Source organism: Neisseria sp. LACPHL-SPEC-2024-00856 (assembly GCF_047915665.1).
GTDB classification, from domain to species: Bacteria; Pseudomonadota; Gammaproteobacteria; order Burkholderiales; family Neisseriaceae; genus Neisseria; species Neisseria polysaccharea.
In genome coordinates, this window is sequence record NZ_JBLRPR010000010.1 from 20,415 (window position 1) to 43,861 (window position 23,447).

General features: G+C 50.6%; 24 protein-coding genes, 2 tRNA genes and 3 pseudogenes. 24 read left to right on the top strand and 5 right to left on the bottom strand.

What is annotated here, in order from left to right:
- The first annotated feature begins 1 nt into the window (after position 1).
- The 24 genes and pseudogenes from ACNAU7_RS08765 (at position 2) to ACNAU7_RS08880 (ending at position 17,943) form a co-directional block, all read left to right on the top strand.
- The gene (locus tag ACNAU7_RS08765; protein WP_416301981.1) at positions 2-889 is read left to right on the top strand and encodes a baseplate J/gp47 family protein; all 888 of its coding nucleotides are present in this window, start codon (positions 2-4) and stop codon (positions 887-889) included.
- Positions 889-1,467, top strand: a complete 579-nt coding sequence (locus ACNAU7_RS08770; protein ID WP_416301982.1) for a phage tail protein — start codon at positions 889-891, stop codon at positions 1,465-1,467. Before ACNAU7_RS08765 ends, ACNAU7_RS08770 begins: the two co-directional genes overlap by 1 nt.
- Before the next feature lie 39 nt (positions 1,468-1,506).
- Complete coding sequence (locus ACNAU7_RS08775) at positions 1,507-3,714, top strand: pyocin knob domain-containing protein (protein WP_416301983.1); 2,208 nt, start codon at positions 1,507-1,509, stop codon at positions 3,712-3,714.
- A 250-nt stretch (positions 3,715-3,964) separates the two neighbouring features.
- Positions 3,965-4,567, top strand: a complete 603-nt coding sequence (locus ACNAU7_RS08780) for a phage tail protein (RefSeq protein WP_416301984.1) — start codon at positions 3,965-3,967, stop codon at positions 4,565-4,567.
- Positions 4,567-5,019 carry a hypothetical protein gene (locus ACNAU7_RS08785; protein ID WP_416302014.1) on the top strand — a complete coding sequence of 151 codons (453 nt, stop codon included), beginning with the start codon at positions 4,567-4,569 and terminating at the stop codon, positions 5,017-5,019. The genes ACNAU7_RS08780 and ACNAU7_RS08785 overlap by 1 nt, the downstream gene beginning before the upstream one ends.
- The gene (locus ACNAU7_RS08790) at positions 5,016-5,192 is read left to right on the top strand and encodes a hypothetical protein (RefSeq protein ID WP_416301985.1); all 177 of its coding nucleotides are present in this window, start codon (positions 5,016-5,018) and stop codon (positions 5,190-5,192) included. Before ACNAU7_RS08785 ends, ACNAU7_RS08790 begins: the two co-directional genes overlap by 4 nt.
- Positions 5,193-5,330: 138 nt before the next feature.
- Positions 5,331-5,447 carry a zinc finger domain-containing protein gene (locus ACNAU7_RS08795; protein ID WP_079877739.1) on the top strand — a complete coding sequence of 39 codons (117 nt, stop codon included), beginning with the start codon at positions 5,331-5,333 and terminating at the stop codon, positions 5,445-5,447.
- 78 nt (positions 5,448-5,525) lie between these two features.
- Positions 5,526-6,305, top strand: a pseudogene (locus ACNAU7_RS08800) (DNA adenine methylase).
- A 115-nt stretch (positions 6,306-6,420) separates the two neighbouring features.
- Positions 6,421-6,498, top strand: a pseudogene (locus tag ACNAU7_RS08805) (IS1595 family transposase); the annotation flags it as partial.
- Between the two features lie 88 nt (positions 6,499-6,586).
- Positions 6,587-6,826, top strand: a complete 240-nt coding sequence (locus ACNAU7_RS08810) for a hypothetical protein (RefSeq protein WP_301002862.1) — start codon at positions 6,587-6,589, stop codon at positions 6,824-6,826.
- Positions 6,827-7,039: 213 nt separating this feature from the next.
- Positions 7,040-8,341, top strand: a complete 1,302-nt coding sequence (gene bioA / locus ACNAU7_RS08815; protein ID WP_416301986.1) for an adenosylmethionine--8-amino-7-oxononanoate transaminase — start codon at positions 7,040-7,042, stop codon at positions 8,339-8,341.
- A complete protein-coding gene (bioD, locus tag ACNAU7_RS08820; protein WP_416301987.1) occupies positions 8,338-8,985 on the top strand; it encodes a dethiobiotin synthase in 648 nt (215 codons plus the stop codon). Before bioA ends, bioD begins: the two co-directional genes overlap by 4 nt.
- A gap of 14 nt (positions 8,986-8,999) precedes the next feature.
- Positions 9,000-9,476 (top strand): chorismate--pyruvate lyase family protein, encoded by a 477-nt coding sequence (locus ACNAU7_RS08825; RefSeq protein WP_416301988.1) that lies wholly within the window; start codon positions 9,000-9,002, stop codon positions 9,474-9,476.
- Between the two features lie 29 nt (positions 9,477-9,505).
- Positions 9,506-10,396 (top strand): 4-hydroxybenzoate octaprenyltransferase, encoded by an 891-nt coding sequence (ubiA, locus tag ACNAU7_RS08830; RefSeq protein ID WP_107862556.1) that lies wholly within the window; start codon positions 9,506-9,508, stop codon positions 10,394-10,396.
- Positions 10,397-10,580: 184 nt separating this feature from the next.
- A complete protein-coding gene (ptsN, locus tag ACNAU7_RS08835; RefSeq protein ID WP_107862557.1) occupies positions 10,581-11,030 on the top strand; it encodes a PTS IIA-like nitrogen regulatory protein PtsN in 450 nt (149 codons plus the stop codon).
- Between the two features lie 3 nt (positions 11,031-11,033).
- A complete protein-coding gene (hprK, locus tag ACNAU7_RS08840) occupies positions 11,034-11,996 on the top strand; it encodes an HPr(Ser) kinase/phosphatase (RefSeq protein WP_107862558.1) in 963 nt (320 codons plus the stop codon).
- A complete protein-coding gene (gene rapZ, locus ACNAU7_RS08845; protein WP_416301989.1) occupies positions 11,977-12,831 on the top strand; it encodes an RNase adapter RapZ in 855 nt (284 codons plus the stop codon). Before hprK ends, rapZ begins: the two co-directional genes overlap by 20 nt.
- 81 nt (positions 12,832-12,912) lie before the next feature.
- The gene (gene ylqF / locus ACNAU7_RS08850) at positions 12,913-13,854 is read left to right on the top strand and encodes a ribosome biogenesis GTPase YlqF (protein ID WP_416301990.1); all 942 of its coding nucleotides are present in this window, start codon (positions 12,913-12,915) and stop codon (positions 13,852-13,854) included.
- A gap of 3 nt (positions 13,855-13,857) precedes the next feature.
- Positions 13,858-13,989 carry a hypothetical protein gene (locus ACNAU7_RS08855; RefSeq protein ID WP_256206984.1) on the top strand — a complete coding sequence of 44 codons (132 nt, stop codon included), beginning with the start codon at positions 13,858-13,860 and terminating at the stop codon, positions 13,987-13,989.
- Positions 13,955-14,557, top strand: coding sequence for an SMC-Scp complex subunit ScpB (gene scpB, locus ACNAU7_RS08860; protein ID WP_416301991.1), 603 nt, complete (start codon positions 13,955-13,957; stop codon positions 14,555-14,557). Before ACNAU7_RS08855 ends, scpB begins: the two co-directional genes overlap by 35 nt.
- A 183-nt stretch (positions 14,558-14,740) precedes the next feature.
- Positions 14,741-16,414, top strand: a complete 1,674-nt coding sequence (recN, locus tag ACNAU7_RS08865) for a DNA repair protein RecN (protein WP_416301992.1) — start codon at positions 14,741-14,743, stop codon at positions 16,412-16,414.
- A 111-nt stretch (positions 16,415-16,525) separates the two neighbouring features.
- A tRNA-Arg gene (locus ACNAU7_RS08870) sits at positions 16,526-16,602 on the top strand.
- 17 nt (positions 16,603-16,619) lie between these two features.
- Positions 16,620-16,694 (top strand) — tRNA-Glu (locus ACNAU7_RS08875).
- Between the two features lie 579 nt (positions 16,695-17,273).
- A pseudogene (locus tag ACNAU7_RS08880) lies at positions 17,274-17,943 on the top strand (IS1595 family transposase).
- A 72-nt stretch (positions 17,944-18,015) separates the two neighbouring features.
- Here the strand turns inward: ACNAU7_RS08880 and ACNAU7_RS08885 are convergent.
- From ACNAU7_RS08885 to ACNAU7_RS08905, 5 genes are all read right to left on the bottom strand, one after another.
- Entirely contained in the window at positions 18,016-18,324 is a 309-nt protein-coding gene (locus tag ACNAU7_RS08885) for a hypothetical protein (protein ID WP_416301993.1), read from the bottom strand.
- A complete protein-coding gene (locus ACNAU7_RS08890; protein ID WP_416301994.1) occupies positions 18,308-18,610 on the bottom strand; it encodes an integration host factor subunit alpha in 303 nt (100 codons plus the stop codon). Before ACNAU7_RS08890 ends, ACNAU7_RS08885 begins: the two co-directional genes overlap by 17 nt.
- 72 nt (positions 18,611-18,682) lie before the next feature.
- Positions 18,683-21,046, bottom strand: a complete 2,364-nt coding sequence (gene pheT / locus ACNAU7_RS08895; protein ID WP_416301995.1) for a phenylalanine--tRNA ligase subunit beta — start codon at positions 21,044-21,046, stop codon at positions 18,683-18,685.
- A 72-nt stretch (positions 21,047-21,118) separates the two neighbouring features.
- On the bottom strand, positions 21,119-22,048 hold the full coding sequence (locus ACNAU7_RS08900) for a CfrBI family restriction endonuclease (protein ID WP_107862565.1): 930 nt from the start codon (positions 22,046-22,048) through the stop codon (positions 21,119-21,121).
- Positions 22,045-23,430: a DNA methyltransferase gene (locus ACNAU7_RS08905; protein ID WP_416301996.1), complete on the bottom strand. Its 1,386-nt coding sequence runs from the start codon at positions 23,428-23,430 to the stop codon at positions 22,045-22,047. Before ACNAU7_RS08905 ends, ACNAU7_RS08900 begins: the two co-directional genes overlap by 4 nt.
- Positions 23,431-23,447 lie beyond the last annotated feature (17 nt).

Genomic DNA, 23,447 nt, shown 5'->3' on the forward strand with positions numbered 1-23,447 from the left:
AATGGAAAACAACCGATTAAGCCAACTCCCCGCGCCCGCCGCCATCGAAGAAACCGACTTTGAAAGCATCTTCGCGCGCAAAAAAGCCGCCCTCGTCGCCCTATGCCCCGAAAGCATCCGCGAAACCGTCGCCCAAACCCTCGAATTAGAATCAGAACCCCTAACCATCGACCTGCAACAACAAGCCTATCAAGAGCTGCTCGTCCGCAACCGCATCAACGAAGCCGTCAAAGCCAACCTCTTGGCATACGCACAAGGCAGCGACCTCGACCACATCGCCGCCCAATACGGACTGATCCGCAAAACCATCCGCACCGCCGACCCCGACACGAACCCGCCGGTTGCCGCCGAATACGAAACCGACGACGCACTCCGCGCCCGCGTCCAAGCCCATCCCGAAAAATACGCCGCCGCCGGGCCGCGCGCCGCCTACGAAGCCCACGCCATCGACGCACACCCCCAAATCACACACGCCCGCGCCGTCCGCCGCGCCGCCGGCACGGTAGAGGTATACATCAAAACCCAAAGCGGCACGCCCGACGAAACCATTTTGACCGCCGCGCGCGAATACCTGTCCGCCGAAACCCGCCGCCCCCTTTGCGACAACGTGCAAGTAACCGCCGCCCTGCCGAAAGACGCGGCGGTAGCGTATGCCGCCGAATACCACCCCGCCGCCGATATCCAAGCCGAACGGCAAGCCGCCCGCGAAGCCTTGGAAAACCTATGGCGGCAAAACGCCCGCATCGGCGCATCCGTCGCCCTGTCTAAAATCATCGGCGCGTTAGACACCCCCGGCGTGAAAAAAATCACACTGCACAGCCCCGCCGCCGACATCGTTTGCGGCGAAGGCGAATATATCCGCATCACCGAAATCACCGAGCACGAATAATGAACAGCACCATCCCGTCCAACAACAGCCCCCTGCAACACGCACTGGCAAAGCTGACAGAACGCGAAACCGCCGCGCTCGATACCGCCGCCGTCTCCCGCCAACTCGACCCCCAAAGATGCGACCCCGGATTTTTACCCTTTCACGCCTTCACAAGAAGCATCGGCGAAGAAGAAGGCTGGGACTTCGCCGACACCGACGAAGCCCGCCGCGCCCTCATCGCAGGCTTTGCCGAAATCCACGCCCGAAAAGGCACGCCGTACGCCATCCGCCAACTCTTCCGCATCTTGCGGCTGGGCGAAATCCAAATCATCGAACGCGCCAACGAGTTCAAATGGGACGGCGAAGCCCTGTTCGACGGCGGCCGCCGTTTCGGAGGGCGCGAAGGCGACTGGGCGGAATACCGCATAGTCTTGACGCGCCCCGTCAGCATCCGCCAAGCCGCCCGCATCCGCGCCCTGTTGGCGGAAATCGCCCCCTTGCGGTGCGAACTTACCGCGCTCGACTACCGCAACCATCCCCACCGCTGGAACGGCGAAATCCGCTTTGACGGCGAATACAGTTTCGGCGCGGCATAACGCCCCCCGAAAACCAACAAACAAAAGGAAGCCCCAAAAATGGCAAACGCAACCGAACAAAACCAATTCGACCAAGCCGTCCGCCTCATCGAACCCGGCGACAGCGTCGTCGGCGGCCCCGGCGCGCCCGTCAACCAGCCGCTCCAAGCCCTCGCCAACCGCACCCTTTGGCTCAAAAACCAAACCGAAGCCCTTCAGACGGCATCCGACACCAAAGCCGCCGCAAGCACCGCCGTCAACGCAGGCGACGGACTGACAGGCGGCGGCAACCTGACCGCTTCCCGCACCATCGCACTGGCCCCGCCCGGGCAAATCACCGCGACAAGCCAAAACGCCGTCCAAGAAAACAGCCACACCCACGCCATCGACACCGCCACCACGACGCGCGCGGGCATCGTTCAGCTCGACAATACCATAAGCGAAGCCGAAGACACCGCCGCCACCCCCAAAGCCGTCAAAACCGCCTACGACAAAGCCTTGGCAGCCGCCGCGACCGCCAACCTCAAAGTCTCCCTCACCGGCGACCAAACCGTCAACGGCCAAAAAACCTTTACCGCCCAAACCCAATTCAAAAGCGGCATCCACCTGTCCGCCAACCCGACGCACTGGAACGCCGGCTACAAAGCCTACATCGGCGCGGATAACGACAACGCCCACATCGTCTTCGGCGACGACACCCTGCGCCTGCACGGCGCAAACAACCGCATTTCCTACAACAACCACAACATCTTCCACGCCGCCAACAAACCGCGTTTTGCCGAAGACATCGAAGGCAAGCCGGACACGCTCGCCGGCTACGGCATCGGCAATTTCAAAGTCGAAACATTCCGGGGCGATTTGAACACCCTCAAAACAGACGGCGTCTATTCCCTGCCGACGGCGGTCGGCAGCTCGAACCTGCCCGTTGAAAACACCGCCTGCCATATCCAAGTCATCGCCGGCACGCAACCCGGCTGGTGCCGTCAATTGGGCTATGTAGCTTACACCGGCGACGTGTACGAACGCCACCAGGTCAGCAGCGCAAACGACGACTGGAGCGCGTGGAAAAAACTCAATTCGGACGGCATCCCCGTAGGCGCGATCGTATCCTTTCCCAAAGCCGTCCGAAACCCCGCAGGCTATTTGCGGGCAGACGGCACGACCTTTGCGCAAAACACCTTCCCCGACCTTTACCGCGCCTTGGGCAACAGCAACCGCCTGCCCGATTTGAGCCGTACCGACATCGGCATCACCGCCTGGTTTCCGTCCGACCGAATCCCGACCGGCTGGCTCTCGTTTGACGACATCCGAGAGCGCGTAACCGAAACCGCTTATCCCGAGTTGTACCGTTTGTTGGTTGCCAAATACGGCAGCATCCGAAACGTCCCGCAGGCGGAAGACCGCTTTATCCGCAACGCCGGCAACGGCTTGGCAGTCGGAACGAAGCAGGAAGACGAAATCAAACGGCACGTCCACAAAGTATTTTCACACTGGACAAACCACCCGGACGCGGCCGCCGTCGGTTACGAAGACCGCAACGAAAGGCAGAGAAGCGCGATCGTATCGACGTGGACGGACGGCGATTTAAGCGACAACGGCTTTTTAACCCCGCGCCCGGACAGCAAAATGGCAACGGGCGGCGCAGAAAACCGCCCCAAAGCACTGGTTTTAAAACTGTGCATCAAAGCCGCCGACACCTTGGGCGAAGCCGTGTTCTGGATAAAGTCCCACGGCGAAACCGTTAATGCCGGCGCATTGGACGCGGGCACGCTGGCGCAAGGTTTGCAAGACAAAGCCGACCGCGACCACACCCACACCGCCGCCCAAATCCAAGGGCTGGACGAAAAAATCAGCACCGCCGTTGCCGCGCAATTCACACGCCAAACCATCGGCGGCGTGGATATTGTCAGATTCCCCGACGGCACAATGATACAGACCGGCAGTTACAGGTTTGCACGAAGCGGCGGCCCCATAGAAAACGAAGTCGTCTTCCCCGTCGCCTTTGCCGACGGCAACGTCAAATGCTTCGTATCCGAACGCCATTCGGGACGCGCCAACGGCGAAAGGCAATACAACTGGCTGTTTATCCGCGCAAAAAACCACGCCGCCGCCATTATCACCAACTGGTACGAAGGCAGTTGCGACTGGATGGCAATCGGCAAAGCCGCCTCGGGAAACGCCGCCAGCTCCCCGATAGTCCCCGGAATACCTGAAATCGATGAAGAAACACGAAGAGAGATTGAAAGATTATTAGCCCGCATCCGATAACGCTGCCGTCATTCCCGCGAAAGCGGGAATCCAGACCCCCGACGCGGCAGGAATCTGTCGGAAATGACCGAAACCCCGAGATTCTAGATTCCCGCCTTCGCGGGAATGACGAACAAAGGGGCGGGAATAACGAAAGGCGGGAATAAGCGCGCAAAAAGCCGCCGCCCCCTTCAGAGTGCGAAGCCTGCCCGCAGGGTACGGCATTGCCGACCCGCCGCCAATCCGTAACACCGACCCGAAAGGAAAACCAATGACCATTTACTACAAAGACCGCGCCTTTTACGACTGCGACACCCCCGACCAAGCCCCCGAGGGCGCGCGCCCCGTAAGCCCCGAACAACACGCCGGGCTGCTCGCCGCCCTCAATTCCGGCTGCATCGTGTCCGACGATTTGACCGTTTCCCCGCCGCGCCCGTCCGATTACCACGAATGGGACGGCGGCAGCTGGGTGCTGAAACCGACTGCCCAAAAGAAAATGCTGCAACAGGCGAAGTCTGAAAAACTGGCGGAAATAAACCGCGCCGCGCAATCCTATATCGACCGTGCAGCGTGCTTGGATAAAGTGCCAGAATTTGAGGTGGCAACTTGGACAACGCAGGCATTTGAGGAGAAGGCATGGCATGCCGACCAGAATGCTGCAACGCCGACGCTTGACGCCATTGCCGCTTCTCGAGGCGTGCCGCCCGATGCTTTAAGACAAAAAGCTTATGAAAAAACGCTTAAATTCGAGCGGTTGACCGCTTATGTGGCAGGCTTGAGGCAGGCGGCGGAAGACAAAATCAACGCCGCAGCAAATCTTGATGAATTGGCTGATATATCGCTCGTCTTTGACCTGAAAGCTGAGGCTGGATGATGGCGGAGGTTTATCTGGCACTTTACAAAGGAAAGGCGTGCGGAATACGTGTGAGGTTTGAGGATTGGCTGATACGTACTATAACTCGCAGTCAGTACAGTCACTGCGAAATCGCCGTGCGGCTCCCTACATACTGCGCCTCTTCTTATGCCTGTTATTCCGCCAGTGGGCGCGACGGCGGTGTACGTATGAAAGTGATGCCGCTGCCGTCTGACAAGTGGGATTTGATTCCGCTGCCGCCATCCGCGTACAGTTCGGTCGTCTGCCTATATGCTCAGACACGCGGTTGCCGTTACGACTGGATGGGAGCAGTTGGGACGGTATTCCGTCTGACTCAGAGCAAAAACCGTTGGTTCTGTAGCGAGTTTTGTGCGACGGTAATGGGAATAACCGAAGGTTGGCGGTTCTCGCCCGGGGATTTGGCAGCAATGTTCCGGAGGGAGGCTGTATGACACCCTCTCAATTTTGTCAGACCCAAATCGACGAATGGATGAGGGTCGGCAGATACGCATCGGAAACCGGCGATCTTGCCCTGTTTGAGCGGGCGGAAAAAGAAATTGCCAATTATCAAATGATCCAGAAACGCTATGCAACTGATGGAAATAACATCAATAAAGGAGGATAAAAAATATTAAAGTGGGACGGCGACGTACCGGTGCCGGAACACCGGTACGCCAGCCAAGCAGGGCAAGCTGCATTGACTTCAAGGCCGCCTTAGTCTTTAGAGACTTGGGCATTCTATCCAAAATTGGAGTGGGTGCAAATGCAAAACTACCGCGAACTGCGCTGCAAATATTGCGGCAGGCTGCTTGCAAAAGGCAGCGGATACGTGCAAATCAAATGTGCACGCTGTAAAAACATCAATTCATTCAGTAACTAAAAAATCAGCAGAGTGCCGTTGAGCATCATATTAAATCTGTTTCGAGCGTCCAGAATGCCGTAAACTAGGAGTATATATATGATGCAAAAAACACAACAAACTCTACCGATTATCCCTTGGATGGGCGGCAAACGTCGATTGGCAAAACACCTGTTGCCCATGTTTCCCGAGCATTCGTGTTATGTTGAGCTGTTTTCCGGCGGCGCAGCGTTGTTCTTTATGCGCCCAACGCCTGCTAAAGTAGAGGTACTCAACGACATCAACGGACAGCTCATCAACCTATACCGCGTGGTACAACACCACTTTGACGAGTTCGTCCGCCAATTCGATTGGACGTTGACCAGTCGCGAGGTATTTGCCCGTCTGCAAAGCACCCCACCGGATTGCATGACCGACATCCAACGTGCCGCACGGTTCTTCTATCTCCAGCACAATGCCTTCGGCGGCAAAACCGTCCAACAGCATTTCGGTACCGCAACCACATCTAAAGCATGGGACGCCTCTCAAATCAAAGCAAAACTGACCGCTGCCAAAACCAGACTGAACGGCGTATTCGTTGAAAACGAACCGTGGTAACGGTGCTTTAAACGCTACGACCACGAACATACCTTCTTCTATGCCGACCCACCGTATTGGCAAACAGCAGGCTATGACCGTTCTTTTGATTGGATGCAGTACGAACTATTGGCAAAATCGATGGCTGAGAGCAAAGGCAAAATAATGATGTCTATTAACGACCATCCCGATATTAGAGAGTTGTTCAAAGATTTCCGAACCACCCGCCTTGAGCTTATCTATTCCGTTGGTCGGGAAAAAACGCAAAAAACCAGCGGCGAACTGGTTATCTGCAACTGGTAAAGCAAAAGCGACGGTTATCGTCGCTTTTATAAAAGTGCAAGGGAGTTGCAAATAATGCAATAAACTGCCAAAGTTTTTTCTCAGAAAATGCCGAGATTTTTCTCGGTGCGCTTCAAAAGAATGCGAATTTCGATTTAACTTCGGCACACCGTCTCAACAGCTTAAAATCCTGCGGGATTGGTGTGGAATTTAGGGCTAATCTAGTACAGCCCCAAATTTAATCCACTATAAAATAGGGCTGTAACCTTCAATCGGAATTTGTTGCCTGCGGGATATGCGGTATGAATGTTTGGGATATATGGGGCAGGATGGTGGAAATCTATCATAAGTATAAGAAGCCGTGCCTGGTTTTGGCGGTGGATTTTGTGATGGGTATGGTATTCATAGAGCCGAATGAGGAGCTGTGCATCGGTAGATGCTATGCGCCTATGTCGGAGTCCCCTGATTTTGCCAACGTTGTTGCGATGGCTGTTGCTATGATCTGTATCGTATGGATTGCCGTTTTGTCTATGACTGATTGAAGCGTTGGGCGGAGGCTGCGTGAAACGGTATTGGGCGTTGGGTCGTCTGATTCCAATCAGGCTTGAGGAATGCGAAACGGTGTGCGCTTATGTTGCGGAACGATTTGTTTCGCGGTTTTGCGCCCGAAACGGATGGAGAGGTGTGGGAAACGGTCTGTCGGAGTAGAATACGCGTTTGCGTTTGAATACAGTAAGAAGAAAAGAGAGAAACTTATGCCGTCTGAACATCAACACACATCATCATTACTTGATTTCGACCGTACCCATCTGCTCCATCCCTATACTTCCATGACCGATCCGCTTCCCGTTTATCCTGTCAAACGTGCAGAAGGGGTGTTTATCGAATTGGCGGACGACACACGGCTGATTGACGGGATGTCGTCTTGGTGGTGTGCGATACACGGTTACAATCATCACGTTTTAAATCAGGCGGTTGAGGTGCAGATTAAACAGATGTCGCATGTGATGTTCGGCGGTTTGACGCATGAGCCTGCGGTAGAACTGGGCAAGTTGTTGGTCGGGATTTTGCCGCAGGGGCTGGACCGTATTTTTTATGCGGATTCAGGCTCGGTTTCGGTAGAAGTCGCGCTGAAGATGGCGGTGCAATACCAGCAGGCGCGGGGTTTGACGGCGAAGCAGAATATTGCGACGGTGCGGCGCGGGTATCACGGCGATACTTGGAACGCGATGTCCGTCTGCGATCCGGAAACGGGGATGCACCATATTTTTGGCAGCGCGTTGCCGCAGCGTTATTTTGTCGATAACCCGAAAAGCCGTTTTGACGATGAATGGGATGAGGCGGATTTGCAGCCTGTCCGCGCCTTGTTTGAAGCGCATCATGCGGATATTGCCGCCTTTATTTTGGAACCGGTCGTGCAGGGCGCAGGCGGCATGTATTTTTATCATCCGCAGTATCTTCGCGGATTGCGCGATTTGTGCGACGAGTTTGATATCGTTTTGATTTTTGATGAAATCGCCACCGGATTCGGGCGCACGGGCAAGATGTTTGCCTGCGAACACGCGGAGGTCGTGCCGGATATTATGTGCATCGGCAAGGGTTTGAGCGGCGGCTATATGACGCTGGCGGCAGCAATCACTTCGCAAAAAGTTACCGAAACGATTTCGCGCGGCGAAGCGGGCGTGTTTATGCACGGTCCGACATTTATGGCAAACCCGCTGGCGTGTGCCGTTGCCTGCGCTTCGGTCAAGCTGCTTTTGTCTCAAGACTGGCAGGCAAATATCCGCCGCATTGAAAGCATCTTAAAATGCCGTCTGAAAACCGCGTGGGACATTCGTGGTGTGAAAGACGTACGCGTTTTGGGCGCCATCGGGGTAATCGAGCTGGAAAAAGGCGTGGATATAGCGCGTTTTCAAGCGGATTGCGTGGCGCAGGGCATTTGGGTGCGCCCGTTCGGCAGGCTGGTGTATTTGATGCCGCCTTACATCATTTCAGACGGCATTTTGACCGAACTTGCCGACAAAACCGTGAAAATTTTGAGGGAACACAGCAAATGAAAGGCGTTTACTTCGTCAGCGGCATTGATACGGACATCGGCAAAACCGTCGCCACCGGCGTGTTGGCAAAAAAATTGTTGCAGCAGGGCAAAAGCGTAATCACGCAAAAGCCCGTGCAAACCGGTTGCCAAGACATTGCCGACGACATCGCCGCCCACCGCAAAATTATGGGCATCCCGATGCAGGAAGCGGACAAACAGCGGCTGACTATGCCTGAAATCTTCAGCTATCCCGCTTCGCCCCACCTTGCCGCCCGTCTGGACGGCAGGGTTTTGGACTTGGACAAAATCCGCAACGCCACGCAGCAACTGGCGGCGCAATACGAAATCGTATTGGTCGAAGGCGCGGGTGGATTGATGGTTCCGCTGACGGAAAATCTGTTAACCATTGATTATATTCAGCAACAAGATTATCCCGTCATCCTCGTTACCGGCGGACGGCTCGGCAGCATCAACCACACCCTGCTCAGTTTTGCCGCGCTCAAACAATACGGTATTCGTTTGCACAGTCTCGTGTTCAACCATATCCACGACAGTTCCGACGAATACGTTGCGCAAGACAGCCTGAACTATCTGCAATGCCGTCTGAAAGCCGATTTTTCCGAAGCGGAATGGATGGAGTTGGCAAAAACAGACACGGTATAAAGATTGGGAAAAATATGGAACACCTATTTGGGAAATGGCTGCCCGACTTGCCCGCCACCGTTTCAGACGGCATCGACCTGCCGATGAGCCGGTTATTGAAAGCCCGGTCGCTGACCGCCGCATTGCGCACCTTGCCGCATCTGTTTTCGGTGGAACTACTGAAACTGGGCGAATTGGAAACGGAATGCGGAGGGCGGCTGGTGCGCGAAGTTTTGTTGAAGCTGGACGGTATCCCTGTTGTCGCGGCAAGGAGCGAATGCCGTATCGGTTCGGCGTTTTGGCAAAACATTTTGGACTGCGGCACACGTCCTTTGGGCGAACGTCTGTTTCAAGCCGATTTGGAAGGGGCGCGTTCGGCATTTGAGTTTGCCGTTGCCGGCGAAGGATGCGGGCGGTACTTTGCCGCGCGGCGTTCTCGGTTTTCCCATCAAGGCGAGGAAATGCTGCTGACCGAGTATTTTCTGCCCGAACTGAAACGCTTTATCGGATAAAATACCGTTTTTTCAAGCTGCGCGGCAATATGAATCCTAAATCCCCTTTATTTTTACGCCTGTCCGACCGTTTGGATGTGTACCTTCGCCTGATGCGGGCGGACAAGCCCATTGGGACGCTGCTTTTACTGTGGCCGACCTACTGGGCATTGTGGCTGGCTTCAGACGGCATTCCCGATTTGGCGGTATTGGCGGCGTTTACAATCGGCACGTTTTTAATGCGCAGTGCCGGTTGCGTCATCAACGATTTTGCCGACCGCGATTTTGACGGGGCTGTCGAGCGCACTAAAAACCGTCCGTTCGCACAGGGCCGGGTCGGAAAAAAAGAAGCACTGCTGCTGACGGCATTTTTGTGCCTGCTTGCCGCATTGTGCCTGATTCCGCTGAATCATCTGACATGGCTGATGAGCCTGCCCGCGCTGTTTCTTGCGCTGACTTACCCGTTTACCAAACGTTTTTTTCCGATTCCCCAATTTTATCTAGGACTTGCCTTTTCCTTCGGTATCCCGATGGCGTTTGCCGCAGTCGTCGGAAACGTACCTTTTGAAGCGTGGATCCTATTTGCTGCCAATGTATTGTGGACGTTAGCTTACGATACCGTCTATGCGATGGCGGACAAAGAAGATGATTTGAAAATCGGCATTAAAACGTCAGCCGTCACGTTCGGGCATTACGACATCGCCGCCGTTATGCTGTGTCATGGCGGCTTTACCCTGCTGATGGCAGTATTAGGGGCGGTTATCGGTGCGACATGGGCATATTGGACGGCAATCCCCATCGTTCTGCTGCTGCAATACCGCCAATATGCCGCCATCAAAAGCCGCGTCCGGCAAATCTGTTTTGAAACGTTTTTGGCAAACAACAGAATCGGTTGGGTGTGGTTTGCCGCCATTTTTGCCCATACGTTTTTCGCGAAATAAGGCAGGGCAATGCCGTCTGAAGAGCCGTAAACTGCTTTGGACGGCATTTCTATCTGTGCCGAAAAGCGTTAAAATATGTTTTTAAAACGCTGTGTTATGTCAGCCCATACCGTATGCGGGATTGAGATTTGCCCCGGCAGTCGGTACAATCCTTCTGTTTTGCGATGTCTGAAAAGAGAAGCTTATGAGCCTTATCGGCGAAATTTTGCCTTTGTCCCATATTGTTTTGGATATGGAGGTGGGCAGTAAAAAAAGGCTGTTTGAGGAAGCGGGCCTGCTTTTGGAACGCGAGGCATCATTGCCTCATGCTGATGTTTTCGAATGTCTTTTTGCCCGTGAAAAACTTGGTTCGACCGGTTTGGGACAGGGTGTCGCCATCCCACACGGCCGCCACGCCGGCGTGAAGCAGGCGACGGGCGCGTTTATCCGCACGCGCGAACCCATCGTATTCGACGCGCCGGACGGCAAGCCGGTTTCCCTGGTTTTTATCTTGCTGGTTCCTGAGAATGCGACGGGCGAGCATTTGGAAGTATTGTCCAAACTGGCCGGCAAGTTTTCTCAAAAAAGCATCAGAGAATCGCTGATGACCGTTTCTTCTGCGGAAGAAGCCCGCGCCATTCTGACCGAAGAATAAAATATGCCCAGTATCTCCGTCCGCCGACTGTTTGATGACAACCAATACAAGTTGCAACTTGCCTGGGCCGCCGGCAATTCGGGTGCGGACAACCGTATCGGCGTAGAGGCGGACAAGCCCGTCCTCGCCCTGGTCGGACACCTGAATTTTATCCACCCCAACCAAATCCAAGTGGTCGGTTTGGCAGAGTCGGAATATCTGAACCGCCTCGAATCGGGGGAAACGGGTTATCAGTTCGGAGACCTGTTCGATATTTCCATGTCTTTGGTTATTGTGGCAAACGGCTTGCCGGTTTCCCCGGGACTGCGCGACTACTGCCATAAAAACGATATTCCACTGCTGACTTCCAAACTCGAAAGCCCCTATCTGATGGACGTGTTGCGGATTTACCTGCAACGCACCTTGGCGGCTTCAGCCATCAAACACGGCGTATTTCTCGATGTGTTTGAAATCGGCGTGCTGATTACCGGACATTCGGGTTTGGGTAAGAGCGAATTGGCATTGGAACTGATTTCGCGCGGCCACAGCCTGATTGCCGACGATGCGGTCGAGCTGTTCCGCATCGGTCCGGAAACATTGGAAGGGCGTTGTTCGCCTATGCTGCGCGATTTTTTGGAAGTGCGCGGTTTGGGGATACTCAATATCCGCCATATTTTCGGCGAAACTTCCATCCGCCCCAAAAAAATCCTGCAACTCATTATCAATTTGGTCGAGGCGGACGACGAGTATATGAAGCAGCTCGACCGGTTGAGTATCCGCACCGAAACCGAATCCATCCTCAACGTCAACGTCCGTTCGGTTACGCTGCCCGTCGCCGTCGGACGCAACCTCGCCGTTTTGGTTGAGGCGGCGGTACGCAATTACATTTTGCAGTTGCGCGGCAAAGACAGTACGCGCGAATTTTTGGAACGCCATCAGACGCAGCTTAAAGAAAACGAGCAACACAATGAAGATCGTCCTGATTAGCGGCCTGTCCGGTTCGGGCAAGTCCGTCGCCCTCCGGCAAATGGAAGATTCGGGTTATTTCTGCGTGGACAACCTGCCCTTGGAAATGTTGCCCGCGCTGGTGTCGTATCATATCGAGCGTGCGGACGAAACCGAATTGGCGGTCAGCGTCGATGTACGTTCCGGCATAGACATCGGACAGGCGCGGGAACAGATTGCTTATCTGCGCGGACTGGGGCACATGGTTGAAGTTTTGTTTGTCGAGGCGGAAGAGGCCGTGCTGGTCCGCCGGTTTTCCGAAACCCGACGCGGACATCCGCTGACCGGTCAGGACATGACGTTGTTGGAAAGCCTGAAAAAAGAGCGCGAATGGCTGTTTCCGCTTAAGGAAATCGCCTACTGTATCGACACTTCCAAGATGAATGCCCAACAGCTCCGCCATGCAGTCCGGCAGTGGCTGAAGGTCGAACGTACCGGGCTGCTGGTGATTTTGGAGTCCTTCGGGTTCAAATACGGTGTGCCGAACAACGCCGATTTTATGTTCGATATGCGCAGCCTGCCCAACCCGTATTACGATCTTGAACTGAGGGCGTTTACCGGTACGGACCAACCGGTCAAGGATTATTTGGACGGACAGCTGCTTGTGCAGGAAATGGTTGACGACATCGAAAGGTTTGTTACGCGTTGGCTGCCGCGTTTGGAGGATGAAAGCAGGAGCTACGTTACCGTCGCCATCGGTTGCACGGGAGGACAGCACCGTTCCGTCTATATTGTCGAAAAACTCGCCCGAAGGTTGAAAGGGCGTTATGAATTGCTGATACGGCACAGACAGGCGCAAAACCTGCCGAGCCGTTAATCCCGTTAAACAATTATGCCGTCTGAAACCCCGCTTTTTTGTTTCAGACGGCATTTAAAATATTGAGAAGAAAGAACAGACATGGCAATCCAATGGTTTCCCGGCCATATGAACAAGGCGAAAAAAGCCATCGCCGAGCGCGCCAAAAGCGTCGATATGGTGATTGAAATGCTGGATGCGCGTATGCCCGCCTCCAGCGAAAATCCACTGTTGGCGCAGCTTTCCAAAGGCAAGCCCAAACTCAAAATCCTAAACAAACAAGACCTTGCCGACCCCGAACGCACCAAAATCTGGCTCGAATACTACAACAGCCGCCCCGACACCCGTGCCATCGCCCTCGATTCCTCCGAAACAGGCACACACGGCAAAATCACCCAAGCCTGCCGCGCGATGATTCCCCACCGGCAAGGCATAGACAAACCCCTGCGCGTTTTGATTTGCGGCATTCCCAACGTCGGCAAATCCACCCTTATCAACGGCATGATAGGCAAAAAATCCGCCAAAACCGGCAACGAACCCGGCATCACCAAAGCCGAACAACGCCTTTTTCTTGCCGACGACTTCTGGCTGTACGACACCCCCGGAATGCTGTGGCCGAAAATCATTGTCGAAGAAAGCGGCTACAACCTCGCCGCCGGCGGCTCAGTCGGACGCAACGCATTGGACGAAGAAGAAGTCGCCCTCGAACTTTTAGACTACCTCCGCCGCCACTACCTCCCCATGCTGCAAGAACGCTACCAAGCCGACAAAGATCCCAGCAGCCACTGGGACGACAACTCGTGGCTCGAATGGATAGCCAAAAAACGCGGCGCAGTCCTTAGTGGCGGACGGATCAACTACCAAAAAGCCGCCGAAAACATCCTTACCGACTTCCGCGAAGGCAAAATCGGCAGAATCACCCTCGAAACGCCGAACCAATGGGAAACTTGGCTCAAAAAAGCCCGTCAGAAAGAAGCCGAACTCAAAGCCATACGCGAAGCCAGAAAAGCAGAGCGCAAAGGACAGAAACCTTCGGAAGCATAAAGAATGCCGTCTGAAAAATATTTTTCAGGCAGCTTCTCTCTACTCCAACCGATTTCAGACGGCATATCCAAACCCATGCCGTTTCAGCACGGATACCCGTATGACCGACAAAATTTCTCCCGACGCGCTGATTGAAGCCGCACTGCTGACCCAAACCGAACCGCTGAACGAGAAATCTATGCGCGAATTGTGTGTGCCGCCACTGTCGCAGGACAAACTGATTGATGTGTTGGCGCAGTTGAAAACGCGTTGGCAGGATAGGGCGTTGCAACTGGTGCATACGCAAGAAGGCTGGCGTTTTCAGATTGTTCAGACGGCATTCGAGCGGCTGGGCAGCCTGCAAGAACAACGTGCACCGCGCTATTCCCGCGCCGTGATGGAAACACTGGCGATTATCGCCTACCAGCAGCCCGTAACGCGCGGCGACATCGAAGGTATACGCGGCGTGGCGGTGTCGCAGAACGTGATGCAGACCTTGCAGGATCGGGGGTGGATTGAAGTCATCGGACATCGGGACACATTGGGAAAACCCGCATTGTGGGCAACAACGGCAACGTTCCTCAGCGATTTGTGCTTGGACGGTTTGGAAGAACTTCCTCCGCTGACCGAACTGGGCGAACTGGTTTTGCCCGATTTGATAGAAATGCCGCTTACGGATGAAGAAGAGCCGGAAGCCGTACCGTCCGATACCCTGCCCAACTGAAATTCCAAATACCGTCTGAAACGCACATTGCTTCAGACGGCATTGCAACAAATAAGCAGATAAAAACAAGTACTAAGCAAAATTAAGGAAAAACTTATTTTTAATTTAAAAAATCTTAGTTATAATTCGTATATCTAAAATTGATATTGCTTTTGTCGGTAGAATTGCTAAGGAATCCTCACGATGCTTCTAACACTTTCTTTGCGTGATTTTGTCATTGTCGAAAATCTGAATCTGGATTTTCAAAGCGGCTTTACCGTATTGACCGGAGAAACCGGCGCGGGCAAGTCCATTACTTTGGATGCGATTGGTCTGCTGTTGGGCGACAAAGCCGATTACAGCCAAGTCCGCAGCGGTGCAAAAGAAGCGCAGTTGTCGGCATTGTTCGATATTTCCCATTTGCCTATTTTAAAAGCAGAATTGTATGAACAGGGGCTTTTAAACGACGGAGAAGAAGAACTCAGTATCCGCCGCATTATCGATGCCAAAGGCAAAAGCCGCAGCTTTATCAACAATCAGGCCGCTACCTTGGCGCAACTCAAATCCGTCGGTAGCCAGCTTATCGACATCCACGGGCAAAACGCCCATCATTCGCTTAATCAGGAAGCCGCCCAGCGCGAATTGTTGGACGCATTTGCGGGTAGCAGGGAGCAGGCGGAAACCGTCAGGCAGCTTTATCAAAATTGGGCCAATGCGAAAAAAGCCCTCCAAGAGGCGCAGGAACACGCCGATGCCGTCATTATCGAGCGGGAGCGTCTGGAATGGCAGTTTAACGAACTGAATCAGTTGGACATTAAACAAGGCGAATGGGAAGCCCTCAGCCAAAGCCACGACAGCCTTGCCCATTCTGCCGAGCTGTTGCAGGCCGCCGAAGAAGTCGGAAGCAAGATTGACGGCGACAACGGCATCCAACGCCATATCTATCAATGTCAAAAGCTATTGGCCAATCTGCAAAACATCGAGCCGCGCTTTGCCGAGAGCCTGAATATGTTGGCAAGCATCGAAGCCGAATTGGGCGAAATCAGTGCCAATATGCGCGATGTGGCAGGTTGGAGCGACATCAATCCCAATGAATTGGCGGCACAGGAACAGCGTATGGGCGAACTGATGGGGATGGCGCGGAAATACCGGATCGAACCTGAAGAGTTGCCTGCCAAGTTGGCAGAAATCGAAGAGTGCCTGCAAAGCCTGCAAGCTGCCGCCGATTTGGAAGCATTGACGCAAACCGTTGCCCGCAACCTTGCCGAATATCAGGAAGCCGCCCACATTCTTTCCGCTATGCGCCATCAGGCTGCCGGTAGGCTTAGTGAAGAGACGACAGAAAATATGCAGCATCTTGCCATGAAAGGTGCGCGTTTTGACATTGCCCTACTGCCGTCTTCCCCGACGTCGCACGGCTTGGAGCAAGTACAGTTTCAAGTTGCCGCCAACAAAGGCAATCCGCCCCGTCCGCTGAACAAAGTCGCATCCGGCGGCGAACTTGCCCGCATCAGTTTGGCTTTACAGGTTGTTACCAGCCAATACACGGAAATTCCAACCCTGATTTTTGATGAGGTCGATACCGGTATTGGAGGGGGAGTGGCTGAAATGGTCGGCAAGGCATTACGTGCGTTGGGCAGAAAACATCAGGTGCTTGCCGTTACCCATCTTCCGCAAGTTGCATCCTGCGGCGAAAACCACTGGCGGGTGCGCAAGCACAGCAAGGGAGAGCAAACCGTCAGCAAAATCAGTATATTGGATGAAATCCAACGGATCGAAGAGGTTGCCCGTATGTTGGGCGGGGAAATCATTACCGATACGACGCGGCAACATGCGGCAGAATTGCTGCAACTTGCGTCGGAAAATAGTTTATTTTAAAATCAATAAGTTATAAAAAATAACTAAAAATAAAAGTCTAAAATAATAGACAGAACTCAGATAAATCCGTATTATCACGCTTTCTTAATCACTTGAACAAGTGATTGTGCCGCACCCGTAGCTCAGTTGGATAGAGTATCTGGCTACGAACCAGAGGGTCGGGCGTTCGAATCGCTCCGGGTGCGCCAGTAAGAAAATATAATATGCGCCCATCGTCTAGCGGTTAGGACATCGCCCTTTCACGGCGGTAACCGGGGTTCGATTCCCCGTGGGCGTGCCAATTCAAAATGCCTCCGATTATATCGGAGGCATTTTCAATTTCCGTTTTTATATACGGATATATTCCTTCGAAGTATATATTCTATTTTATCCATTGATTACCTATTATCGTTGGGTTTTGGCGTTATAGTATGTTAAATGTATTGGCATAGATACTGGAATGAAAGTAGGTCTATGGTTAGGCATTTAATATGCCTGTCAGTTGAGGAGCAGATATTACTGGTAAAGTCTGCAATTTAAAAAGGATTCTAGCAACAAAGAAAGTTAAAAACATAAACACAAACTTAAATGACAAAGACAAAGCCATGGATACCGCAATCAGGTTTCAGAAAAGGATGAGGATTCCGAAATTTTTCTTTTTAATTTTCGGAATCACAATAGTTTTGGCCTTTATCCAAGACGTGATAACGGGTTCTAACTTTCTGCAAACAACGATTATGCAAATAATATTTGCGATATATTTAGGCTTTGGAGGTATCATAACTTTAGGGGCTGTCCTAGATAACTAGGGAAATTCAAATTAAGTTAGAATTATCCCTATGAGAAAACTCGTCTAAGCCAGTATAAACAAAATAAACTCATTGAGCTATTTGTCGCAGGTGTAACTGCAAGAACAGCAGCAGAGTTAGTAGGCGTTAATAAAAATACCGCAGCCTATTATTTTCATCGTTTACGATTACTTATTTATCAAAACAGTCCGCATTTAGAAATGTTTGATGGCGAAGTAGAAGCAGATGAAAGTTATTTTGGCGGGCAACGCAAAGGCAAACGCGGTTGCGGTGCTGCCGGTAAAGTCGCCGTATTCGGTCTTTTGAAGCGAAATGGTAAGAAAAGTAATGCGCCCCTCTGATGGGGCACAATATATAAGGTTTATACGGTTACTGTACCGAATACTCAAACCGCTACTTTATTTCCTATTATCCGTGAACAAGTGAAACCTGACAGCATTGTTTATACGGATTGTTATCGTAGCTATGATGTATTAGATGTGGGCGAATTTAGCCATTTTAGCTTCGCTGAAACTTCGTTTTCGTATCAATCACAACACACATTTTGCTGAACGACAAAACCATATCAATGGAAGTGAGAACTTTTGGAACCAGGCAAAACGTCATTTACGCAAGTTTAACGGCATTCCCAAAGAGCATTTTTGAGCTGTATTTAAAGGAGTGCGAATGGCGTTTTAACAACAGTGAGATAAAAGTTCTTGTTCCATCTTAAAACAATTAGTAAAATCGAGTTTATCCTAGTTATCTAGGACAGCCCCTTATTTTTTTAGCGTGTAAAACAAAACCGGCTGCATACCTGCAACCGGCCTCAAATCAGCACAATTCCTTATCCAAATCAGCCAACAGGTCTTTCAGACCGTCTCCGATTTCCTGAAGCGTAACCAGACGGTTGCCGTCCGAACCCGATTCCGCACCTTCTGCATACGGTGCAAACGTGCTCTTCAGTTTCAACAGTTTCACCACATCCAAACGGGTGTAGTGTTCGCCGCCGTAACCGACAACCACACCGTGATCATGCTGCCATTGCGCAAAACCATAGGGGCTGATTTGCAACAGTCCGCACAACTCGTCCAGCGTGAAATAGCGTTTTGCGGGAACCTTCAAATTAACGTTGTTTGTCATAGTAGTGTTCCACCATGCCTTTGAGTTTCTGGCTGGCATGGAAAGTTACCACGCGGCGGGCGGTAATCGGCACTTCCTCGCCGGTTTTGGGATTACGGCCCGGGCGTTGCGGCTTGTCGCGCAACTGGAAATTTCCGAAACCGGAAATTTTGATTTCTTCGCCGTGCGCCAAAGTGCTGCGGATTTCTTCAAAAAAGAGTTCGACAATTTCTTTGGCATCGTTTTTGGTTACATTGCTGACTTTGTCTACCAAAATATCGGCCAATTCGGCTTTAGTGAGAGTCATATGATTACCTTCTGTTGTAACAGTTGTGGATTATTACCAATTTTTATTTAAAATTCAAGCGAATATTTATTTTTAACTGCGAAGCCGCGCCCCTGCCTCCGTTGCCGCGCCAATCAGTTTTCCGATAAGCGGCTCGACCGCCTCATCCGTCAGCGTGTTTTCCATATCCTGCAAAATCACTTTGACCGCCACGCTCTTCATCCCTTCGGGCAGTCCCGTGCCGCGATACACGTCAAACACGCTGATTTCCTGTACCAACTTGTTTGCCGCGCCTTTCAAGACAAGCAGCAAATCATCATGGCTCACAGCTTCCGGCATGACAAACGCCAAATCGCGGCGCACCGGCTGGAATTTCGATACGGCCCGATAGCGCGTTTTCCCGCATTCCAACACAACCGCCATATCGATTTCAAATACCAGCGGCGCTTGCGGCAGGTCGTATTTTTGCAGCCATTTCGGATGCAGTTCGCCGACAAAGCCGATGACTTTGCCGTCTGAAACGATATTGGCGGCGCGTCCGGGATGCAGGGCAGGATGTCCGGTTTTAACGAACTCGACCGCTTTGTTTTTCAACAGATTTTCCACATCTGCCTTAATGTCGTAAAAATCCGCATTGCGCGTTTTCCCGCCCCATTGTTCGGGCATTGCCGCGCCGTACCACAGACCGCCGATGCGTTCGTTTTGGACAAACCGGCCGTCTGAACCTTTGCCGAACACGCGGGCGATTTCAAACACGCGCACGCGGTTTTGTTTGCGGTTCAGGTTGTTTTGCAAAATTTCCACCAAGCCGCCGATGAGTGTGGAACGCATCACGGCATATTGCGCCGCCAGCGGGTTTTGCAGGCGGATGGGGTCGGCGTTGGCGGCAAAATCTTGTTCCCACTGCTCGTCAACGAAGGCATAGCTGACCACTTCGCGGTAGCCACGCGCCGCCATTTCGTTGTAAACGGCAAAACGCGAGCGACGTGTTTCGGGCAGTTCCAGCATTTTCAGACGGCCTGACGTGTAATCGTCGGGGATGTTTTCATAGCCGTAAACGCGTCCGATTTCTTCAATCAAATCAGCCTCAATTTCGATGTCAAAACGGAAGCTCGGCGCGGTAACGCGGAAGCCTTCCGCCGTTTTCTCGGGCTGCAGGCCCAAGTGTTGCAAAATGGTTTCCACCTGTTCGGCAGGAATGTCCACGCCCAACACGGTTTTCAGACGGTCCAAACGCAATCCAACCTGCTTCGCTTCAGGCAATTCGCCTTGCGCTTCCACCATCTCGCCTGCCGCACCACCGCAAATCTGCAACACCAATTCGGTAGCACGTTCAATGGCATCCGCCTGCAAACGGTAATCCACGCCGCGCTCGAAGCGGAACGACGAATCCGAACCGAAACCGTATTGGCGCGATTTGCCGGCGATGATTTCGGGCGCAAACCAAGCCGCTTCCAGCACGATATTTTGCGTGCCGTCTGAAACCGCGCTCGCCGCGCCGCCCATTAAGCCCGCCAAACTCAACACGCCTTTTTCGTCCGCCACGACCAGCGTGTTTTCAGACAGGGAAACGGTTTTCTCGTTCAGGCATTCCAGCGTTTCCCCTTCGCGCGCGCGGCGGATGTGCAGGCTGCCGGAAAGTTTGTCGGCATCAAAAACGTGCATCGGCTGACCGATTTCCAGCATCACATAATTGCCGATGTCCACCAGCGCGGAAATACTGCGGATGCCGCTGCGCTCCAAACGTTGTTTCATCCAATCGGGAGTATCCGCTTTCGCATTGACATTTTCAATAACGCGGCTGATAAAACGGCCGCAGTCGGCAGGCGCGTCAATCTGCACGGGCTGTTTTCGACTGCCCGTGATCGGCGCGGTATGGATTTCGGGCTGCCTGAACGCGCAACCCGTCAATGCGGACACTTCGCGCGCAATGCCTTTGATGCTCAGGCAGTCCGCGCGGTTCGGCGTGATTTTCAGCGTGAACACTGTGTCGTCCAAATCCAGATATTTGCGGATGTTTACGCCGACGGGCGCGTCTTCAGGCAGAATGTGCAGGCCGTTCACACCGTCGTCGGGCAGACCGAGTTCGTCGGTGGAACACAACATACCGTTTGATGGCACGCCGCGCATTTTAGTCGGCTTGATTTTGAAATTGCCCGGCAACACCGCACCCGGCAGCGAACACGGCACTTTGATGCCCGCTTTCACATTCGGCGCACCGCACACAATCTGCACCAACTCACCCGTGCCGGCATCAACTTGGGTAACGTTCAAACGGTCGGCATCCGGATGTTTTTCAACGGATTTTACTTCGGCAACAACCACGCCACTGAAAGCAGGGGCGGCAGTATCGATTTCTTCCACTTCCAAACCGGCCATGGTCAAAAGATGTTCCAGTTTATCGGCAGAAAGTTCGGTATCGGCTTGGGTTTTCAGCCATGAATAGGAGAATTGCATGTCACTTAACCTTTGTTTTATCACTACAGAGCCTCTTAAGTTACTTAATAGGACCTCTAAGTTACTTAAATCTTAATCATCCAACAAACGATTTAATATATCATCTAAATTACAATCAAGCTTATTGCCATCCTCATACTGATATGAAATAAAAGGAATATCAAATGTTCGCAAAATTTTCTCAAACTTAAGAAAACCCTGCTGCTCGCGCAAAGCAACCCATTCAACTTTTAATTCATCGCATTGATTTTTATTTTGCTGAGATAATGTATCTGCAATAAAAATTTGTGTATTACGAGCGATAATAGCATCTGCGCTTTCAGGATTACCTTTACCCATTAGCTTCACTTCGCACAAATATCTATTTTGATTTTTAATTAAATAAAAATCAATTTCTCTATCTACACTTTTGGATTTATCTTTTACAAATGTACTAGCATCATAATTATCTTCGGGAACTTGATATAATTGGCACAATGTAAGCATTAAATATTTTTCAACGCTTTTACCTGCAGTACTCCATAATCCCCCACGCAATTGTGATCGCTTAACTGCTAATGTATTGATAACAATCAAACTTTCACTAATACTTAAATCCACACTTACATTTTTTAATTTAATTGTTAATGTTAAATCAATTTCATTTTGTTCATTTTCTACTAACGTTTGAATACTGCTATAAAGTGTTTCAAAATGCTCTATTGATGCATCAATAACAACAGATTTTTTAGCGGTTCCATACATATTTGTAATTGTTTTTTCATTTAATCCTGAATAAATAATTAATTCACCTTTAGGTGAATTTTTCGCTAAAAAATGTTCCTTATACCAATCAATTGTAATATCTTTTGAATTTAATTTAGCGGTAACAACTTTTTTAAAGAAATCAATAGAAAACTGTAAAAATTCCGCATTGAGCAAATTAACAATTTCTATTCTATAATCTTCAGATTTAATAACTCTCTTAATAATGTTTTTTGTAACTTGATTGGTTATTCTCATTTTATTATACTGCCTGCAAATTCAGTTAATGTTAAAAATTTGGTATCTCGTTCAAGAAATAATCTATCTTTTTTCTGGAAAGTTTGCATATATTCAAAATATTTTTCATCTTTCTCAGTCAAAAAGAAATGCCTCCCTAATTTTTTCGCTACACGACCCAATGTGCCACTTCCGCCAAATGGATCAAATACCAAGTCATCTTTAAACGAATAATATTCCACTATACGTTTACACAAATCTGCCGGAAAAATAGCTGAATGTACTTTGTCAGATTTTGGATGAATTTGCCAAACATTCGTTGTTTCAAAGCCATCAGCTACTTTGCTTTCCTCAATAGTTTGTTTATCATATTGGTTCATATTCCAATCCAGTAATCTATCAGTTTGTTTTCGGTAAACCATTAAATATTCTGTTACTGAGTTAGGTTTATATGCTAAAGGTTTACGATGTTGTTGAAATCCACCTATTCGATTTTTAACACTATATTCTGGTTTCATCCAAACAATGTCATCAATAAACTCCCAACCTATTTGAATTAAACGGTGGTGTAAATCAAATGGAATTGGATAACGCTTACTAGAATGAGCACGACTAATCCGTGGCACAATAACAGGGGAAGTATTAACAATTAAAAATCGTCCTTCTTTTGTAATGCGATGAATTTCTTTAAATACTTCTTGTAAAAAAACCAAATAGGCCTCATAACTTGGATAAATAGAATAATCACGTGCATTATAATATGGTGGCGATGTAAAAGTTAGATGAACACTATCTTCAGGTACTAACTGCAACACATCTCGGACATCGCTATTAACTACGACATTTTTCAAAAAAGGATAGGTTTCAGTATGGGGCAATAATGTTTTTTTATTTACCTTCTGTGTGAAATATTCTTTATAGATAACAGAACGAACCATTTCATTCTCATGATTTACTAATTTACGTAAAGCATTATCAATTTCAGGTTGTCCTTTAAATGGCAATAAACCTCGTATTGCCTGACAAATAATTTTAGGATCGTAACTCTGCAAATATTGTAATAGCAGCGTCTGAATTTTTGGATCTCGCATGCGTCCAATAGATGAAACAGCCTCTCGTTTTACTATTGTGCTACTATCGCTTAGGACTACATAATTTAACAAATCAAGTAACTGACTATTTTCTACCTTTCCTAATGTCTTAACTGCCCAAAAACGGACTTGCTCATTATCATTTTGTAATAATTTCTCAATCCAATCAGTTCGAAAATTTTTAGGCAGATTTCCTAAATTTTTCAAAATAAACAATATACTACCAACATTATTTTGGTATTCTTCAATAAGTAAAGGGAAAATATGAGGGGTATGTTGTTTAATTTGTTTAATATACTCTTTGCTTAACATATATATATCATTTATAT

Coding starts and splice junctions, on each gene's coding strand:
- ACNAU7_RS08890 (WP_416301994.1), bottom strand. CDS start 18,610: ATGACTCTCACTAAAGCCGAATTGGCCGATATTTTGGTAGACAAAGTC.
- ubiA (WP_107862556.1), top strand. CDS start 9,506: ATGAATCCTAAATCCCCTTTATTTTTACGCCTGTCCGACCGTTTGGAT.
- ACNAU7_RS08790 (WP_416301985.1), top strand. CDS start 5,016: ATGACACCCTCTCAATTTTGTCAGACCCAAATCGACGAATGGATGAGG.
- ACNAU7_RS08770 (WP_416301982.1), top strand. CDS start 889: ATGAACAGCACCATCCCGTCCAACAACAGCCCCCTGCAACACGCACTG.
- scpB (WP_416301991.1), top strand. CDS start 13,955: ATGACCGACAAAATTTCTCCCGACGCGCTGATTGAAGCCGCACTGCTG.
- ACNAU7_RS08825 (WP_416301988.1), top strand. CDS start 9,000: ATGGAACACCTATTTGGGAAATGGCTGCCCGACTTGCCCGCCACCGTT.
- ACNAU7_RS08810 (WP_301002862.1), top strand. CDS start 6,587: ATGAATGTTTGGGATATATGGGGCAGGATGGTGGAAATCTATCATAAG.
- ACNAU7_RS08775 (WP_416301983.1), top strand. CDS start 1,507: ATGGCAAACGCAACCGAACAAAACCAATTCGACCAAGCCGTCCGCCTC.
- ACNAU7_RS08900 (WP_107862565.1), bottom strand. CDS start 22,048: ATGAGAATAACCAATCAAGTTACAAAAAACATTATTAAGAGAGTTATT.
- ACNAU7_RS08765 (WP_416301981.1), top strand. CDS start 2: ATGGAAAACAACCGATTAAGCCAACTCCCCGCGCCCGCCGCCATCGAA.
- ACNAU7_RS08885 (WP_416301993.1), bottom strand. CDS start 18,324: ATGACAAACAACGTTAATTTGAAGGTTCCCGCAAAACGCTATTTCACG.
- ACNAU7_RS08785 (WP_416302014.1), top strand. CDS start 4,567: ATGGCGGAGGTTTATCTGGCACTTTACAAAGGAAAGGCGTGCGGAATA.
- ptsN (WP_107862557.1), top strand. CDS start 10,581: ATGAGCCTTATCGGCGAAATTTTGCCTTTGTCCCATATTGTTTTGGAT.
- hprK (WP_107862558.1), top strand. CDS start 11,034: ATGCCCAGTATCTCCGTCCGCCGACTGTTTGATGACAACCAATACAAG.
- ACNAU7_RS08905 (WP_416301996.1), bottom strand. CDS start 23,430: ATGTTAAGCAAAGAGTATATTAAACAAATTAAACAACATACCCCTCAT.
- ACNAU7_RS08795 (WP_079877739.1), top strand. CDS start 5,331: ATGCAAAACTACCGCGAACTGCGCTGCAAATATTGCGGCAGGCTGCTT.
- ACNAU7_RS08780 (WP_416301984.1), top strand. CDS start 3,965: ATGACCATTTACTACAAAGACCGCGCCTTTTACGACTGCGACACCCCC.
- bioD (WP_416301987.1), top strand. CDS start 8,338: ATGAAAGGCGTTTACTTCGTCAGCGGCATTGATACGGACATCGGCAAA.
- bioA (WP_416301986.1), top strand. CDS start 7,040: ATGCCGTCTGAACATCAACACACATCATCATTACTTGATTTCGACCGT.
- rapZ (WP_416301989.1), top strand. CDS start 11,977: ATGAAGATCGTCCTGATTAGCGGCCTGTCCGGTTCGGGCAAGTCCGTC.
- pheT (WP_416301995.1), bottom strand. CDS start 21,046: ATGCAATTCTCCTATTCATGGCTGAAAACCCAAGCCGATACCGAACTT.
- ACNAU7_RS08855 (WP_256206984.1), top strand. CDS start 13,858: ATGCCGTCTGAAAAATATTTTTCAGGCAGCTTCTCTCTACTCCAACCG.
- ylqF (WP_416301990.1), top strand. CDS start 12,913: ATGGCAATCCAATGGTTTCCCGGCCATATGAACAAGGCGAAAAAAGCC.
- recN (WP_416301992.1), top strand. CDS start 14,741: ATGCTTCTAACACTTTCTTTGCGTGATTTTGTCATTGTCGAAAATCTG.